The organism is Hungatella sp. SL.1.14, from assembly GCF_024460495.1.
In the GTDB taxonomy this organism is placed as follows: domain Bacteria; phylum Bacillota; class Clostridia; order Lachnospirales; family Lachnospiraceae; genus Hungatella; species Hungatella hathewayi.
This window is the reverse complement of record NZ_JANFYJ010000042.1, coordinates 1-16,161: the sequence shown is the minus strand read 5'-3', so window position 1 is coordinate 16,161 and position 16,161 is coordinate 1. Positions and strand designations below refer to the sequence as shown.

Below are 16,161 nucleotides of genomic sequence, written 5' to 3'. Positions count from 1 at the left end.
CCCGCATTTCCCGCTATCCACGCCAGGCGCGGCATATTCCCGGAAAATTCGTAATTACCCCGCTGCAGTTTAAGTCAGCCAGCTTTTCCAGCAGAGCCATATCATTGATCGTCCACGCGTTGATTTTGATTCCATGTCTGGTACAGCTTTCCACCACGTCTTCCGTCAGTTTTGCCCCATTGGGATGGTAGCACTCGAAGCCGTACCGGCTGCAGAAATATCCTGCATTGCCCAGTCCGTCGTCCACCAGGATTCCGCATTCAATATCCGGTTCCAGCTCTTTGGCTTTCAGCAGAGACACGTGGTTAAAAGAGGAAAACATCACATTCTTTTCCAGGTGGTACTTTCTCAGAAGGGCTATCGTCTTTTCTTCCAGTCCCTCGTAATAGTAAATACTGGTCTTAAACTCGATGTTGGTGGTCACCGGCTCATCCTTCACCCAGAGGCAGTACTCCTCAAACGTGGGAATCGCCATGGTTTCGTACCTTCCATTCCAGCATTTGGCTGCGTTAAAGTGTTTTAATTCTTCATACGTATAATCACGAACATAGCCGGTGCCATCTGTGGTCCGGTCGATCCGTTCATCGTGAAGCACCACCACCACATCATCCTTTGTAAGCTGGACATCCAGCTCAATCTCATCGCATCCGGCTTCCACCGCTTTTTTAAACGCCAGCATCGTATTCTCAGGATACCTTCCGCTGTATCCCCGGTGCGCAGTCACTTTCATTGTCAGCCCCTCCTGTCATTGATTTCCTTTATCTTTTCCGGGTCAAATTTATATTGATGGGTATCTGTCAGAAGGCCGTTGGTCTCCTGCTCCACATCAGTCAGCTGCGTATAGCAGTAACCGCAGAGCAGATCGGAATCATAGACCGCATCAATGATCCGGCTGTACTCTTTTAAGAATTCCGATCGCCCGATAGCCGTATATCCCCAGCCGCTCTCGTCCTCCGAGACTGCAATACCGCCAAACTCGGTCAGCACCACCGGCTGCTTCTGATAGGAATGCCCCTTTGCAAACAACCGTTTTTCCACAATCCCGGGAAGATCTCTGATGTCTTTTAAACATTTTTTATACAGCTCCTGCTGCTTCTCGTCATCCTCTCTTCCGTGTTGGTAGGAGTGGACCGCACAGATATCCGTATCCGTCATCTCCCAGCCGTCGTTGGATATCACCAGGCGGGTAGAATCCAGACTGTGGGCCATATAGTAAAGAGATTTGGAAAAACTCTGCTGCTCCTGATTCTCATAGATTCCCGGAACGCCCCAGCTCTCATTTAACATGCCCCAGACAATGATGCTGGGGTGATTGTAGTCTCTCCGGATCACATCCATCCATTCTCTCATAAAGGCACAGGCGCCCTCCGGCGTATAGACCCAGAAACTCGCCATGGCCTCCCACACCAGAAAGCCCAAATGGTCCGCCCAGTATAAAAACCTGGGATCCTCCACCTTTTCATGCTTTCTGCATCCGTTAAAGCCCATAGCCTTGGACATTAAAATATCATTTTTATAGTCCTCATCGGAAGGCGCTGTAATCAGGCTTTCCGCCCAGTACCCCTGGTCTAAAAGAAGCTTCTGGTAATAAGGCTGGTTGTTTAAATAGATTTTTCCGTCTTCAATCCGGACCTTCCGCATTCCAAAATAGCTCTCCACCCGGTCGGTCACCTCCGCGCCGCAGCGCAAGGCCATGGCAGCCTCATAGAGGTTAGGATTCTCCGGCGACCAGTAAGCCCCGACAAAATGGAAGGCACCGTTTAACGCCTTCTTCTGAAATACATCCACCGTAATGGTGTTGCAGAGTTCCCTGCACCACATGGTGCCCTTAAATACCGTTTCGTTCTCCCGGCAGATCGTGATCTCCGTCTCGCACGGAAGCGCCGTTCCCTGTTCCAGCCGGTAATCGATCTTTACCGTCCCTTCATCAATGTCCGGCGTAAAACGAATCCAGGAAAACCGTGATTCGGACACCGGCTCCAGCCATACCGTCTGCCAGATTCCGGTGCTGGGCGTATACCAGATAAAACTGGATTCATCCTCCCAGTACTGTTTTCCTCTGGCGATCTGTTCATCCTTCAGCCAGTCTTCCACCTCCACGCGGATACACTCATCGCCCCAGTTCAGACAGCGGGTCACATCAAAACTGAAGGGAGTCTGACCTCCAATATGGCTTCCCACGCACTGTCCGTTGACCCACACCCGGCAGAAATAATCGACCGCTCCGAAATTCAGCAGCACGGTCCGCCCTTTCCAGGTCCCGGGAACTTGAAAGGTCCGTTCATAGACAACGGAATCCTCCCGAATCCGTTCACCGATCCCGCTCTTTCGGCACTGGCACACGTACGGCACCTCAATCGTTCGCTTTTCTCCGCCCAGATAAAAATCCCAGGCTCCATTTAAATTTACCCATTCACTCCTCACAAAATCAGGACGCGGATACTCTTCTCTCATACGTTATCCTCCAAGCTTATTTCATAACAGTACAGTCTCTGCGTTCGTCTGGTCTTGTGCTGCGGTTTGCCCGGTCTTTCCTGTGACTTTGCAGGGTAGCGGAGAGTCCCCCTCATTGTCATTCGGCGGATTGTTTAGCAGTTCTTAATGCGCAGAATTTTTCGTTCAGGGGAAATGTCCACCTGTCTGAGCGCAGCGAGTTTGGGCATTTCCCCTGGTTTTTAGAAAAATCCTGCACATTTAGAAATGCTTATGCCCGAAACCGGAACTGGAAAGGCCGGGCAAACCGCAGCACAAGACCAGACGGACGCAGAGACTGTACTGTTACCTTATTTAATACCCGACTGTGTAAATCCTTTAACGACATACTTATTGGCAAACATAAAAATAATCAGGACCGGCACCACCGATACGAGGGTCGATGCCATCATCAGTCCGGGGTTCGTATAATTTTCCCCCAGAACCAGCGCTGCGATCCCCAGCGTCACAGTCCGGTTCTCCTGCTTATTGACCACCAGCGACGGCCAGAGATAGCTGTTATAGAGTCCCAGAAATGTGATAAACGCCTGCGTAATCACCACCGGCTTCACGGACGGAAGAACAATGTGCCACAGTACCTGGAAGACATTGGCGCCTTCCACCAGTCCGGCTTCCTCCAGCTCCCTCGGGAAGGACAGGAGGAAATTATAAATCAGATAGATGCACATGACGCCAGAGCCGGAGGGTAAGATCAGCGGCAGCAGCGAATTGAGCATATTGATCTGTTTAAAGATATAAAACAATGGGAAAAATGTCACGATCTCCGGAATCGCCATCGCCCATACCAGCCCCACTACGATGAACCGCTTCCCGGGAACCGGAAGACGCGCCAGCGCATAAGCTGCGAGTACGCTGGTAGTGATTCTTAAAATCGTACCGCTGACGGTTACCACCGCCGTATTCATCAGCCATTTAAAGATCGGCGCCGTGGATGTACTGGCAAACAGATCGCGGTAATTCTGCAGCGTCCACGTGTGAGGCAGCAGCGTTGAAGAGGTCATCGCCTCCGCCAGACCCTTAAAGCTGGTAAACAGCATAAAAAGCAGCGGCAGCAGAAACGCATACGCAATCACACATGCGCACATGACCAGCAAAATCCGGTTAAAATATTTCTTTTTCATCTTGCCGCCCTCCTATTTTAAATTATCTTTCTCTTTGGTCAGGTAGTATTGTCCGACGGAGCAGAGGATAATCACCACTCCCATGAGAATCGTCATCGCGCTTCCCACGCCTAAGTCGTTGCGGTCCATAATCGTAGAGGTGATCATCATAATCAGCGGTTTCGTCGTCTCGCCCGGGCCGCCTTTTGTCATCAGCCTTGGCTGGCCGTAGACGTTAAAGGAGGCGATAATCGTTGTCATCAGGACAAAGAAAAATACATTTTTGATATTCGGAAGAATGATATATCGGAACTGTACCCAGAACCCTGCGCCATCCATGGCAGAGGCCTCATACAGACTGGTATCTATTTCATTGAGTGCGTTGACAAACAGCATCATGTTGTAACCGATCGTCCACCAGACCGTGGCTACCGTCAGCGCCACCCATACGAACGGCTGCTGCTCCATCCATGGAATCGGCGTCTTGATAATTCCCATGCTGATCAGCATATTGTTAAAATATCCGCCGTTTCCCTTCATCAGCCAGACGAACACCGCCGCCACTGCGGTTACGGAAACGGAATAGGACGCAAAGTAAATCGTCCGGAAAATCCCCTTCAGCCGTTCCGGCAGCCGGTCCAGCAAAAGCGCCAGAAACAGGCTTCCAAACACCAGAAACGGAGTAGTGAGCATGACAAAAATTACCGTATTGCCCAGCCCCTGGACAAATGATTTGTGGTACATGGAAGAAGAAAATAAAATCTTGATATAGTTCGCTAATCCCACGAATCCCCGGTTTCCCTGAATCAGACTGTATTTGGATACGCTCATCACGATGCCGTACACAAATGGGATCAGCCAGAACAGTAGAAAAAACAGTAGAAAGGGGATAATAAACAGCACCGCAGTGCCTTTTCTTTTCTTCATGACAACCTCCTGTCTGCTGCCCTGCAGCTTGCATCAGAAAGGGCTGCCGCACTTATGATCTTCATAAGCGGCAGCCCCTCATGGTCTAACGATTAAAATTCAGATAATTCCGTCGCAATTTCCGTCGCATTCTTCAGCTCTTCCATTAAATCCTCCTTCTTTAAATCAGGAGTCTGGATTACCATGGACCATACGGTTGTATTGACATATTTCACCTGTTCCCTGATGTTATAGATGGCAGGAAGAATCATCGCGTAATCAAAGATCTGATAGTTTACATTGGCAACCGGATACTTGTCAGGAGACTGTTTTACCAGTTCCATCGTCTTTAAATGAATCGGAGCCTGACCGGAATCTGCCCAGTTTAACATGATTTCCGGCTGATAAGCAAATTTCATAAATGCCGCGATACCATCGATCTTCTTCTCGTCTGTTACCTTTGCAGATACGCCGAAGGTGTGGCCGCCGGCAGGAACTACCTTCGTGTCTCCATACAGCTGAGGAAGCGTGCCGATTCCCAGATTGTCGCCCAGAACCTCCTTGGCCGCCGTATAATTCCACGGACCTGTCAGACTGGTCACTGCGCTGACATTGGTATTGTCCTTGGATTCTTTGATAAAGGTATTAAAGTGGTCGTTATCACCCAAGCCGGCCGCACTGATATGATCCTTATAGATCAGATCATGAATCTTCATAAATGCGTCTGCGATCTCATCGGTGTCCATCTTAATGTGTTCGCCTTCCACCCAGTTGCATCCGGACTGGCCGAGAGCCGTCATCCACGCCCACTGGTGATCACCGGTAAGAGGAATTGACATCGGATAGATTCCGGAGTTCTCAGAATCCAGCTGGTCCCGCAGTGCCTTCATATCGTCATACGTCTTCGGTACTTCTTTCACATACTCTTTATTGTAATAGAAAGTCTCTGCGTATAAGTCTAATGGGAATGCAAAAATGCCGTCATCGTACTTTGCATACGTCTGAGTAATCGGATGCCAGTCATTTTCAAAGGACAGACCTGCTTTCTCATAGATGTCGGAGACCTCTCTCAAAAGGCCCAGCGCATGATAGGTGGAAATCCAGTCCGCATGGATAATCAGCATATCAAAGTCATCTGATTTAAACTTCGTGTAATGGTCTGCATCCTGAAGCTGCTCAATAAAGTACTGGTCCTGTGATTCGTTAAACGCATCTACAATCTTGGTCATAAACGGACCGTCTCCGCCGGTAAAGCCGTTGATAAATGTAATCGTCGTCTTTTCCCCCGCCGGCTGTGCCGCAGTCGTCTCCTCCGCTTTGGCCTCCGCCGTTGTCTCAGCCTTGGACTCCGCCGGTTCCGCCGCTTTCGTCTCCGGTGTCGATCCACCGCCGCCGCATCCCGCTAACGACAAAGTCATAACCGCCGCCATAGTCAGTGACACCATTTTCTTCATTTTTCTCATTTCTCCCTCTCCTTTTCTTTTTATTCATACTTGAATTTTGCTTCCGTTTTAATTACAATAAATATGTATTAAACAGAGAAACCTTACCCCGATCTATCCCGTTGTTTCTTTGTCTTGCCACATTTATTACATAATTTATCTTAGCATAATTTGTATATTATATCAAGTATGTTTTGCTATTTACCTATATTTTTATGTATTATCAACAATAATTCTACCAGTTTTTTATTACACTTGATATTTTGTTACATTTTTTATATAATAAATATGTGGTTTTAAATTACAGTATTCAAAAAATAATGTAAGAAAAGGAGGAACCAGTCATGTCACGAAAACAAAAAGCTCCGGTTAAGATCATCGGAGAACGCGATATCCAGCTTCACTTAAGCAATCCGGCTCATCACGACCAGATTGTCCGGATCGGAAAGGCCTTATCCTCTCCAATCCGCCTCAATATTTTAAATCTGTTAAAAAATACGCCCCTCTCTTTGCAGGAAATTGCGGATATCCTCTCCATCCCCGTATCCTCGACCGCGCTGCACATCAAGATCCTGGAAGAGGCAAAGCTGATCGTCACGGAAACCCAGCCCGGACTGCACGGTTCCATGCGTGTCTGTATCTGCAGTATGCAGACGTTTCACCTGGAAACATTTGACGCGGACGCGGATCTGGCCGATAATACAATCACTATGGATATGCCTGTGGGCAATTACTATCAGTGTGAGGTGGAACCCACCTGCGGTCTGGCGGATGAGAACGGCGTCATGGACGCCTACGACAGCGCCCGCACCTTCTACTCGCCTCTGCGCGGAAACGCACAGCTGATCTGGTTTCAGCAGGGCTTCGTGGAATACCGGTTTCCCAACCTGACCAACCCTTTATTAGAACTCCACGAAATCTCTTTCTGCATGGAGCTCTGTTCCGAAGCGCCCGGCTTTCTGGAAGACTGGCCCTCCGATATCACCGTCTCCATCAACGGCCATGAAGTCGCTACCCACTGTTCCCCCGGAGATTACGGTGCCCGCCGCGGCCGCCTGACTCCCCCCGCCTGGCCCAACGGCCGCACCCAGTATGGACTGCTCAAAACATTCTCCGTCCGGGAAAACGGCAGCTACTTAGACGGAAGCCTGATCGATCCCCGGCTGACGATCAAAGATTTAAAGCTCCAGGATCACCCCTACATCTCGCTGTTGATCCAGATAAAAAAAGATGCCCGGCATATCGGAGGCATCAATTTGTTCGGTGAAAAGTATGGAGATTTTCCGCAGGGGATTGTGATGAATCTCATTTATTAGCTTAAGATAAGAAAAACCCGGGAATGGTCAGAATCAAAATCCTGTCCACTCCCGGGTGTAACTTTGCAGTGTTCTAACTATCTCAGTTCCGTTGTTGGAATGACATCCATATCATCAAACGCCTGATTCTCGCCGCCCATGGCCCAGATAAATGTGTAATTGCTGGTGCCTGCGCCTGCGTGAATGCTCCAGGACGGGCTGATAACAGCCTGTTCATTCTGCATTACGATATGTCTCGTCTCATTTCCTTCGCCCATCATGTGGAATACCACATTGTTCTCCGGAATCTCGAAGTACATGTAAACTTCCATACGTCTCTCATGAGTGTGTGCCGGCATGGTGTTCCATACACTGCCCAGATCAAGCACAGTCATTCCCATGGAAAGCTGGCAGGTCTCAAGAACATCCGGATGGATGAACTGATTGATCACACGCTTGTTGGAGGTCTCCATAGCGCCTAACGGCTTCTTGGCAGCCTTCTCAATCGGAATAAAGGTGGTCTTGCAGGCCTTGTGCGCCGGTGCGCTCACCATATAGAACTTTGCAGGATTGGCTGCGTCATTGCTGGAGAAAAGAACTTCCTTTGTTCCCTTTGTGATGTATAAGCAGTCTTTATAATTCATATCGAACACTTCGCCGTCAGCAGTGATCTTGCCGGCTCCGCCGATGTTGAAAATACCGATTTCCCTTCTCTCCAGGAAATAGCCTGTCCCGAAATTCTTCCAGATGTCAATTCCCTTATCGATGGAAACAGTCTCCGTAGTCGGCATGCAGCCCAGTGTAACCATACGGTCTACATGGGAGTATACGGCTACGACTTCATTTGCAACATATAAATTCTCGATTAAAAATTCATTTCTCGTCTCTTCTGTTGTGTAACGTTTAAAATCTTTCTGATTAGCTGAATAGCGGATATCCATTTATAAGAACCCTCCTTGTAATATGTATTAATTTGTAGAAATAACTGACCAATCTCATGGTAACACAAGGAAGTTTTTAATTCAATCCTTTCTTTGAGATATCATAAAAAAGAACATCTTTTCCTGAAAATTGTGTATCTTTTCTCCGTTTTCTTCCCCTTATGAAATGACTCTCAGAATATGGTCCGCATAATTCCTTACCGCCGTTTGGGTCTCTTCCGTCACCGCCCGGTCCGCCTTTTCTCCGGACACGTGTTTGATTCCGTACGCCGGCTGCGCCGTTCCTCCGATATTACAGGGAACCGATATGGGAACCATGCCCATATGCTGGGCAAAGGTGTTCATTACCTGCAGACACAGCTCCGGCCCGCCGCAGCCGTCTCCCGCCGATGTAAAACAGCCGAAATACATACCGGCCGTGGGAGCATCTGCCCACATTTTTTCAAAGGAATCCATAAACGCCTTCATCTGCGCCGAAACGCATCCGTAATAAGTCGGAGAACCGAGAAGCAGCACATCGCTTCCCAGAACCTGAGCTGCCTCTTCTATGACCGGCACCGCCTCAATTGCAGCCTGAAGATGCTTAAACTCATCAATCCTCCTTTCCCCCGACTCAAAGGAGGCATCCGCGGTTCTGTAAAGCGCCACCTCCTGCCCTCTCTCCTGAAGCACTCGGTAAAAGCAGTCTGCAATCTGATACGTATTTCCGCAGACGCTGTGAAATACAATTGTAAATTTTGCCATGGTTTTCGTCTCTCCTTTCCACACCTCCGGTACTCTGTGACCGCCTGCGGCGGCATATGGTTTCATTATACCAGATGGGCGGCAAAAGAAAAGAGGCTGCTTTAATCAGCAGCCCAAATCCCACAGCCTGTTTCTGCTCTTCTCACAATCGATCACGACACTGGATTTACCGGGTTCCGGATAGTACCGGGAAGTGAATACGGTGCTGCCATGATTTACATATACTTCGACTGCCGAGGTATCCATGATGATCCGAAGGTCTTGAAGTCTGTCTACTTTGGCATGTCTCACGGTACGGCCGGCGCCGGTCCTGTTTAAAAATTCCATGGTGAAAACTCCGTCCCTGCAATCCAGAACCAGATCCCGGTTAAAACAGATCCGGCAGGAGCCAGCCTCTATCTGATCAATCTCTATCTCACAGATCCCCCCGGAGAGGACGGAGGTTTCTCCCGTTTCCACGTTTCTTTCATTTCTGCGAAGAAGCTTCAGTTCTTCAACCGGCATCTGGCACAGCCGGCCGGCCCGATACGTGATTTCCCGCGGCAGCGTCAGAGCGTGCTGCCAGCCAGAGGCCACCGTCGGATTGCCGTACTCTTCCTCTATGTCGGGAAGCCCCATCCAGCCAATTAAGATTCTTCTTCCCTTCTCATCGGCAAATGTCTGCGGCGCATAAAAATCGAAGCCCTTATCCCACTCCGTAAATAACGCGGTCTTCACTGTCTGAGGCCTGGACATCCCCTCTTCCAGGCGGACATAACCTGACTGGTAAATATTCTGGTTTTCAAATTCGCCCCGGGGCAGCCCCTGCGGACAGAAGGATAAAAATGCTGTTCCTTCCATTTCAAAACAGTCGGGGCACTCCCACATATAGCCAAAGGGAATCTCGCTCGTCATCTCTCCTGCATGCTTCCAGGCCGTCAGATCAGACGATTCATAGAGAATCGCCGCTCCCTGATCGTTATTCTTCCGGGCGCCCAGCACCATATGGTACATTCCGCCCTCCTTCCAGACCTTGGGATCCCTGACATGAAGCGTACAGTCCTCCGGATAATCTTTATTGGTCAGAAGCAGCCTCTTTTCTCCAGCCTCTTTTCCATCTTTCGTCTCCACCAATACCTGCGCGGCCCGTCTGCCCTCGCGGATATAGTCATAATCTCCTGCTTCCTTTACGTTTCCAGTGTAGAAGAGATGAATTCCATTTTCATCAGTCCAGGCACATCCGGAATAGACGCCGTCCCGGTCAAAGGGGCGGTCGGGTTCCAGGAAGATCCCCTCATCTCTCCAGTGGATTAAATCGCTGCTGACAGCATGCCCCCAGCATTTTTTTCCCTTTCCCAGAGCGTCCCCGGGCACATACTGATAAAACGCATGGTATGTGCCTCGATATTGGCATAAACCGTTGGGATCGTTGAGCCAGCCAGCGGGAGGCGTCAAATGAAGTTTTAAACGGTAGGGATCCATTGTCTCATGTTCGGCGGTTCGGTTCATGGCTGGCTCCTTTCTGATCTGGCGCCGCATCGCTTCAGTTCTTTAAAAACCCGATGCGGTCATCCTTTGGTTACTGTAATTAAGGCATCTCCCGCTCTGACAGCGCTCTCTGTGCTCATTTCTACCGACTGATATGCATAGCTGTTGGAGATGATCACAGGTGTGGTGATATCGTATCCGGCTGCCGCAATGGCTTTCGCGTCAAATTCCAGCATTAAATCGCCTTTTTTTACGGCATCTCCGCTCTTTACATGAGGAGTAAAATATCTTCCTCCCAGTTTCACGGTATCAAGCCCCACGTGGATCAGAATCTCCGTTCCGTCTTCGGACATCAGCCCGATGGCATGGCAGGTTTCAAAGATCGTGACCACTGTGCCGTCACATGGAGCGCAGACTTTTCCCTCCGACGGTATCACCGCCGCGCCATGCCCAAGAACTTCAGCGGCAAATGTCGGATCCTTTACTTCCTTCATGGGAATAATGGTCCCGCTTAAAGGGCTGTATACTGTATGAGGTACATTTACATTTTTTTCTTCAGCGTTGCCACCGATTTCAGCTTTCTCTTCCTTTTCTTTCTTCTCTTCCTTCTCGTCATGGAACAGTGACCAGGAAATGAAGAAGGCGACTGCTGCAGCCACAAGAATTACCAGGGCATACTGCCATACATAGTCGGTGGTAATCAGGAATCCGAACAGTCCCGTAATTCCGTAAGCAGAAGCGCCTACGCCGAGAATACCGGATACCATGGCTCCGCAGGCACCGCCGATACAGCCGGCAATAAACGATTTCATAAATCTTAAATTCACGCCGAAGATAACCGGTTCCGTAATGCCGAGAAATGCGGAGAGTGAAGCGGGAAGCGCCAGCTCTTTCACTTTTTTATTCTTTGTTTTCAGTGCAATCGCGAGAGCCGCTCCGCCCTGGGCCACATTGGCCGCTGTGGCAATCGGCATCCAGGTGTTGATTCCGGCAGAGCTTAACAGTCCGGCTTCCAGCGCATTATACATATGATGGACACCCGCTACTACTGTTGGAGCATAAACCGCTCCGGCAAAGAAGGAACCGATGCCGAACGGGATGGTAATCAGGAATTTCACGCCTTCCAGCACTCCGTTTTCCAGAAGGGAGAAGACCGGCCCAAAAACAGTCAGGGTCACGTACCCTGTCACAAGAACCGTCACCAGCGGGGTTACAAACAGGTCAAACATCTCCGGTACGATCGTGTGCAGCTTTTTCTCCAGCTTCGACATAAAAAATACGGCGATAACGACCGGAATTACATGGCCCTGATAACCGGTAAGGTTAATGTTATAGAGGCCAAACCATACGGAGGCGGTGGGAATCGACTCGGCTCCCGCCACTGCCCATGCATTCAGCAGATCCGGATGGATCATAACCATACCGATCACGGCTCCCAGAAACGGATTGCCGCCGAAAACCTTTGCCGCACTGAACGCGATCAGGACCGGAAGGAAGGTAAATGCCGCACTGCTCATCAGATGAAGAATCGTATAGGTGCCTGATCCAGCAAGCGCCGGGTATACCTTACAGATGCCTTCTAAAAGCCCCATTAAGAGACCGCTGGCAACAATGGCCGGAATGATGGGGACGAACACGTCACCGAGCGCCTTGATCGCCCTCTGGAACGGATTTCCCTTCCTGGCCGCCGCCTGCTTTACCTCATCCTTCGATGCAGCCGTAATTCCTGCTATGGCGATAAATTCATCATAGACTTTATTTACCGTGCCCGTTCCGAAAATGATCTGAAGCTGTCCGGAAGCGCTGAACACCCCCTTTACCCCGTCCACATTCTCTATGGCTCCCTTGTCGCAGACCGACTCGTCGGCCACCACAAGGCGCAGTCTGGTGGCACAGTGGGCTGCGGATATCAGATTTGCTTTTCCGCCAATCAATTCGAAAACCTGTTTTGCTGACTCCCTGTAATCCATAATTACCCTCCTCTGGATTTTATGAAATTGTTCCCATTCTTTTTTTACCAGTTATTCTGTATTTTATATAATATGCTGGTTATTTATATGAGATCGATCTCATATCTTGTTTTTATTATATACCTTCCATTCTCCCCTGTAAACCGTCCAATATAACAAACAAAAACTGTTTTTTTGTATAATCTGCACAAAATCAACCGGTAAAAACAGAGCGGCCGGAATCGCATCCCTGATCTGCCTTCCCGGGAAAATAAGCCGGGCCGGACACCATTCTTTCCAGTGTCCGGCCCGGTCTCCTCTCGTGTATCTGATACAAACTCATTTACTCTGAACAATTGTGCTCTTTCCATATACGATCTCATACCCCATCTTCACTTCTCTGCGAATCTGGCCGCCGGCACTCAGCATGTTGACCAGCATGCGCGCGGCCTCTTCCCCGCTCGTTTTATAGTAGTAGTGGACCGTGGTCAGCCTTGGCACACATACCCTGGCCGTCTCTGAATCTCCAATCCCGGCAACCTGAATCTCCTCCGGGACCCGTCTTCCGATTTCCCGCAGATACGCCACAGCGCCTATGGCAATGCTGTCCGTAGCGCAGAATATGGAATCAATCTCAGGATTTGCGCTCAAAAGAAGCTTCGTCTGCTCATATCCCGAATCCATGCTGAATTTGCCTTCCGCGCAGGGCACCCGGTCTGTACCGGCTCCGGAGTCTCTCACCGCGTCTAAAAAGCCTTCCTTTCTTCGCTTTCCGGCCGCCTCATCGCGTTCCAGCACGCCGATGCAGGCCGGATGTCTCCCATGAGCGAGAAGCAGAGTAGTTAAATCGTATGCCGCGTGATAATCATCGTGATAGACGCAGGAATACCCGGCGAGGCTCTGTCCCAGGATCACCACCGGTACGGCCAGCTCCTTCAGGACCTTTTTGTGGGCCGCCGTAAAGACCGTTCCGATCAGGATGATTCCATCGACCTGATTCTCAGCCAGCACACGTAAATACTTGACTTCTTCCTTTTCATCATTGTCGGTATTGGCAAGGAGGAGCTGGTATCCGGCCCTGGACAGTACAACACTGATCCCCGCTACCATACGGCTGATGGACGCGGAATTGATCTTCGGGATAATCACCCCGATCAGATTCGTCCTTTTCGTCCTCAGTGTCTGAGCCTGTGCGGAGGGCTTATAACCTGTCTCCTCGATCACTTTTCTTATTTTTTCTTTCTTATCATCACTGACATAACCGTCATTTAAAAACCGTGAGACCGTCGCCCTGGACACTCCCGCCAGCTTTGCTATTTCATTAATATTCATCGGCTTCCCCTGATTCACCACAGCGCCGGTTCGCTGTCAATGTTCTCTATTCCGGACGGAAACGGCCAGAATCCGCCGTCCCGTAGGCAATCTCGTGTATTTCATTCTTATAAGGCTCAAACTCCTCTTTTGTCACAGGCTTTCCGTAACTCATCACCCACAGCGGAATGGGATGGTCCTCCTCCTTCAGCGGAAGCTGCATATACGGAAACGTATTGACGAAAAAGCCCAGACGTTCATAAAAGCCAGCCCGCCTGCCGGTCATCGGATCGTCCTCCGTCACGGGTTCAATCTCCAGAAACACGGGCTTGTCCGTTTCGGCAAGACATTCCTCCACCAGCTGCTTTCCGTAACCTTTTCCCCTGCACTGCTCCGTGGTGGCCAGATGCTCCAAAAACAAACAGCCCGGCAGTTCCCAATAGCTCACGAACGCCAGCATGCTTCCGTCTTCCTCCCTGATTCTGACACGGTGGCACGGATGACTCAGTATGTCTCTCTGCTGCTCCCTGGTCCGCCGCTCCCTGCTGGGGAAGGACTCTTCATAGATTCTGTAGTACTCCTCAAAGCGGGACTGTGGTTCTTTCAATAGCATGATATCTCTCCTGTTCCTGTTTTGTCCCTACCAGTGTACCATTTTTCCGGAAAGTTTTCAACGGGGGGACTTCCGGCAGAAAATGCAGCTATACCATCCGTGAAGGCGCCGCGAGATGCAGTACACTCTGCATTTCACAGCGCCTTCACGGATGACAGGGTTATGGCCCTTAAGTGCCGAGAAATTCTTTCATAATCTCGCCGCGGATTTCCAGAAACGCGGTATCGGTACGATCCCTTGGAAACGGTAAGTCTACAGGCACAATCTTCTTTACCACTCCCGGATTTTTTCCCATAATCACAACACGGCTGCTTAAGTAAATGGCCTCGTCGATATCGTGGGTGACGATCATCATCGTCGTCTTGTCCTGCTCCCAGATGCGCAGCACTTCCTGCTGCATAGCCATACGGGTAAATGCATCCAGTGCGCCGAAGGGTTCGTCCAACAGCAGCAGCTGCGGCCTCGTGGCGAGTGCTCGGGCGATGCTGACACGCTGCTGCATGCCGCCGGAAAGCTGATTGGGCACTGCGTTCGTGAACTCCTCCAGTCCTACCAGATGAATGTAATGATCCACCATGTCCTTTTTTTCAGCCCTGGGCACCTTGTCGGATATTACAAACTCAATGTTCTGCTGCACTGTCAGCCATGGAAAAAGCCTTGCCTCCTGAAAGATCATGCTGCATTTGGGGGAAGGGCCGTTAACCGGCTCTCCGTCCAGTAAGATTTCACCGGAACTGATCGTTTCCAGAGTGGTAATCAGCTTTAACAGCGTGCTCTTACCGCAGCCGCTGGCTCCCACAATCGCCAGAAGCTCCCCTTTTTTAACCGTCAGATCCACGCCTGCAAGCACCTCAAATTTCTGTCCCCTGATAAAGAAATTCTTGTGCAGACCGTTGATTTCCAGAATATTTGTGTTCTCTGCCATAGTTTATCGGCCCTCCTTATTTGCTGTCTGCCATGCCGCGGGTCTTCGCCAGATAATAGTGTTCCAGCCGGGTCAGTCCCTTATCTATCATCAGTCCAATGACACCGATAACCAGCACACACATGTACATGACTCGGGCGTTTGCCGTCTCTCTGGACAGGGTGATCAGATAACCGATACCGGTGGAGGAAGCGATCATCTCTGCGGCAACCACACTCATCCACGCATTGCTCATGCCAAGCCGCAGGCCTGTAAGTATGGCGGGAATAGAGGAGGGAACAATGATCTTAAAAATAGTTTTTCCATTGCTTATCCGGTACGTATATGCCACTTCCAGCAGCTTGCTGTCCACCGTCTGGATTCCGTGCATGGTATTGAGCAGCACCGGCCAGAAAGAACCAAAGGCAATAATTGCAACTTTGGAAGAGAAACCGATACCGGCCAGCAGTATCACAATCGGCACCAGCGCAATAGTGGGAATAGGGCGGAGTACGCTGACAATTCCGTTTAACGCGGCGCTCACCGGCTTAAATAACCCCATCAGGAATCCCACAACCACGCCGCATACCGCTCCGATCATATAACCGCAGGCCACACGGCCAAAGCTGACGCTTAAGTTCTTCCAGAGTTTTCCCGACTCCATGTAGGACAGAAATGTCTTAGCAATTGTTAAGGGAGCCGGCACCAGAGACGCTTTTACCAGCCCATGGGTTGACGCATACTGCCAGAAAAGGATTACCAGAACGGGAAATGCAACTGCGATTACCGGCAGTATTTTATTTTGCCCGGCGTTGTTTTGAGTTTTGAGCTTGAACATTTGTTAACTTCCTTTCCATAAGTTCCGATGTAATCGAGTAGGAGGGAGTGATTAACTCCCGTCCTCTCACACCACCGTGCATACCGTTCGGTACACGGCGGTTTCAACGGTTGACGTGCACGGACTGATAGGCTGTGGCTAAATCATAATAGCCTCTG

At 50.0% G+C, this 16,161-nt stretch carries 14 protein-coding genes; 1 reads left to right on the top strand and 13 read right to left on the bottom strand.

Annotation, left to right across the window (positions count from 1 at the left end; translation table 11 throughout):
* Window positions 1-13: 13 nt before the first annotated feature.
* The 5 genes from NE473_RS28110 to NE473_RS28090 form a co-directional block, all read right to left on the bottom strand.
* Complete coding sequence (locus NE473_RS28110; protein ID WP_055652335.1) at window positions 14-730, bottom strand: glycerophosphodiester phosphodiesterase; 717 nt, start codon at window positions 728-730, stop codon at window positions 14-16.
* A 2-nt stretch (window positions 731-732) separates the two neighbouring features.
* Window positions 733-2,454 (bottom strand): glycoside hydrolase family 2 protein, encoded by a 1,722-nt coding sequence (locus NE473_RS28105; protein ID WP_138314455.1) that lies wholly within the window; start codon window positions 2,452-2,454, stop codon window positions 733-735.
* Window positions 2,455-2,783: 329 nt separating this feature from the next.
* Window positions 2,784-3,614 carry a carbohydrate ABC transporter permease gene (locus tag NE473_RS28100; protein WP_006775394.1) on the bottom strand — a complete coding sequence of 277 codons (831 nt, stop codon included), beginning with the start codon at window positions 3,612-3,614 and terminating at the stop codon, window positions 2,784-2,786.
* A 12-nt stretch (window positions 3,615-3,626) separates the two neighbouring features.
* The gene (locus NE473_RS28095) at window positions 3,627-4,520 is read right to left on the bottom strand and encodes a carbohydrate ABC transporter permease (protein WP_055652333.1); all 894 of its coding nucleotides are present in this window, start codon (window positions 4,518-4,520) and stop codon (window positions 3,627-3,629) included.
* Between the two features lie 92 nt (window positions 4,521-4,612).
* A complete protein-coding gene (locus tag NE473_RS28090; protein ID WP_055652332.1) occupies window positions 4,613-5,962 on the bottom strand; it encodes an ABC transporter substrate-binding protein in 1,350 nt (449 codons plus the stop codon).
* Window positions 5,963-6,285: 323 nt separating this feature from the next.
* On the opposite strand from NE473_RS28090, the gene NE473_RS28085 reads away from it, so the two are divergent.
* Window positions 6,286-7,257, top strand: coding sequence for an ArsR/SmtB family transcription factor (locus NE473_RS28085; RefSeq protein WP_256265465.1), 972 nt, complete (start codon window positions 6,286-6,288; stop codon window positions 7,255-7,257).
* A 77-nt stretch (window positions 7,258-7,334) separates the two neighbouring features.
* Here the strand turns inward: NE473_RS28085 and kduI are convergent, their stop codons facing one another.
* The 8 genes from kduI to NE473_RS28045 all read right to left on the bottom strand — a co-directional run bounded on the left by kduI (window position 7,335) and on the right by NE473_RS28045 (window position 16,003).
* Window positions 7,335-8,177, bottom strand: coding sequence for a 5-dehydro-4-deoxy-D-glucuronate isomerase (gene kduI, locus NE473_RS28080; protein WP_256265464.1), 843 nt, complete (start codon window positions 8,175-8,177; stop codon window positions 7,335-7,337).
* A 159-nt stretch (window positions 8,178-8,336) separates the two neighbouring features.
* Window positions 8,337-8,921 carry a flavodoxin family protein gene (locus NE473_RS28075; protein ID WP_055652330.1) on the bottom strand — a complete coding sequence of 195 codons (585 nt, stop codon included), beginning with the start codon at window positions 8,919-8,921 and terminating at the stop codon, window positions 8,337-8,339.
* 105 nt (window positions 8,922-9,026) lie between these two features.
* The gene (locus NE473_RS28070; RefSeq protein WP_172682314.1) at window positions 9,027-10,409 is read right to left on the bottom strand and encodes a glycoside hydrolase family 32 protein; all 1,383 of its coding nucleotides are present in this window, start codon (window positions 10,407-10,409) and stop codon (window positions 9,027-9,029) included.
* A 59-nt stretch (window positions 10,410-10,468) separates the two neighbouring features.
* Window positions 10,469-12,358, bottom strand: coding sequence for a PTS sucrose transporter subunit IIABC (locus tag NE473_RS28065; RefSeq protein ID WP_055652328.1), 1,890 nt, complete (start codon window positions 12,356-12,358; stop codon window positions 10,469-10,471).
* Between the two features lie 318 nt (window positions 12,359-12,676).
* Window positions 12,677-13,669 carry a LacI family DNA-binding transcriptional regulator gene (locus tag NE473_RS28060; RefSeq protein ID WP_055652327.1) on the bottom strand — a complete coding sequence of 331 codons (993 nt, stop codon included), beginning with the start codon at window positions 13,667-13,669 and terminating at the stop codon, window positions 12,677-12,679.
* Window positions 13,670-13,715: 46 nt separating this feature from the next.
* Complete coding sequence (locus NE473_RS28055) at window positions 13,716-14,261, bottom strand: GNAT family N-acetyltransferase (protein WP_055652326.1); 546 nt, start codon at window positions 14,259-14,261, stop codon at window positions 13,716-13,718.
* A 169-nt stretch (window positions 14,262-14,430) separates the two neighbouring features.
* On the bottom strand, window positions 14,431-15,186 hold the full coding sequence (locus tag NE473_RS28050) for an ABC transporter ATP-binding protein (protein WP_055652325.1): 756 nt from the start codon (window positions 15,184-15,186) through the stop codon (window positions 14,431-14,433).
* A gap of 16 nt (window positions 15,187-15,202) precedes the next feature.
* Window positions 15,203-16,003 (bottom strand): ABC transporter permease, encoded by an 801-nt coding sequence (locus NE473_RS28045; protein WP_055652324.1) that lies wholly within the window; start codon window positions 16,001-16,003, stop codon window positions 15,203-15,205.
* Window positions 16,004-16,161: the final 158 nt, after the last annotated feature.

Coding starts and splice junctions, on each gene's coding strand:
- NE473_RS28110 (WP_055652335.1), bottom strand. CDS start 730: ATGAAAGTGACTGCGCACCGGGGATACAGCGGAAGGTATCCTGAGAAT.
- NE473_RS28105 (WP_138314455.1), bottom strand. CDS start 2,454: ATGAGAGAAGAGTATCCGCGTCCTGATTTTGTGAGGAGTGAATGGGTA.
- NE473_RS28100 (WP_006775394.1), bottom strand. CDS start 3,614: ATGAAAAAGAAATATTTTAACCGGATTTTGCTGGTCATGTGCGCATGT.
- NE473_RS28095 (WP_055652333.1), bottom strand. CDS start 4,520: ATGAAGAAAAGAAAAGGCACTGCGGTGCTGTTTATTATCCCCTTTCTA.
- NE473_RS28090 (WP_055652332.1), bottom strand. CDS start 5,962: ATGAGAAAAATGAAGAAAATGGTGTCACTGACTATGGCGGCGGTTATG.
- NE473_RS28085 (WP_256265465.1), top strand. CDS start 6,286: ATGTCACGAAAACAAAAAGCTCCGGTTAAGATCATCGGAGAACGCGAT.
- kduI (WP_256265464.1), bottom strand. CDS start 8,177: ATGGATATCCGCTATTCAGCTAATCAGAAAGATTTTAAACGTTACACA.
- NE473_RS28075 (WP_055652330.1), bottom strand. CDS start 8,921: ATGGCAAAATTTACAATTGTATTTCACAGCGTCTGCGGAAATACGTAT.
- NE473_RS28070 (WP_172682314.1), bottom strand. CDS start 10,409: ATGAACCGAACCGCCGAACATGAGACAATGGATCCCTACCGTTTAAAA.
- NE473_RS28065 (WP_055652328.1), bottom strand. CDS start 12,358: ATGGATTACAGGGAGTCAGCAAAACAGGTTTTCGAATTGATTGGCGGA.
- NE473_RS28060 (WP_055652327.1), bottom strand. CDS start 13,669: ATGAATATTAATGAAATAGCAAAGCTGGCGGGAGTGTCCAGGGCGACG.
- NE473_RS28055 (WP_055652326.1), bottom strand. CDS start 14,261: ATGCTATTGAAAGAACCACAGTCCCGCTTTGAGGAGTACTACAGAATC.
- NE473_RS28050 (WP_055652325.1), bottom strand. CDS start 15,186: ATGGCAGAGAACACAAATATTCTGGAAATCAACGGTCTGCACAAGAAT.
- NE473_RS28045 (WP_055652324.1), bottom strand. CDS start 16,003: ATGTTCAAGCTCAAAACTCAAAACAACGCCGGGCAAAATAAAATACTG.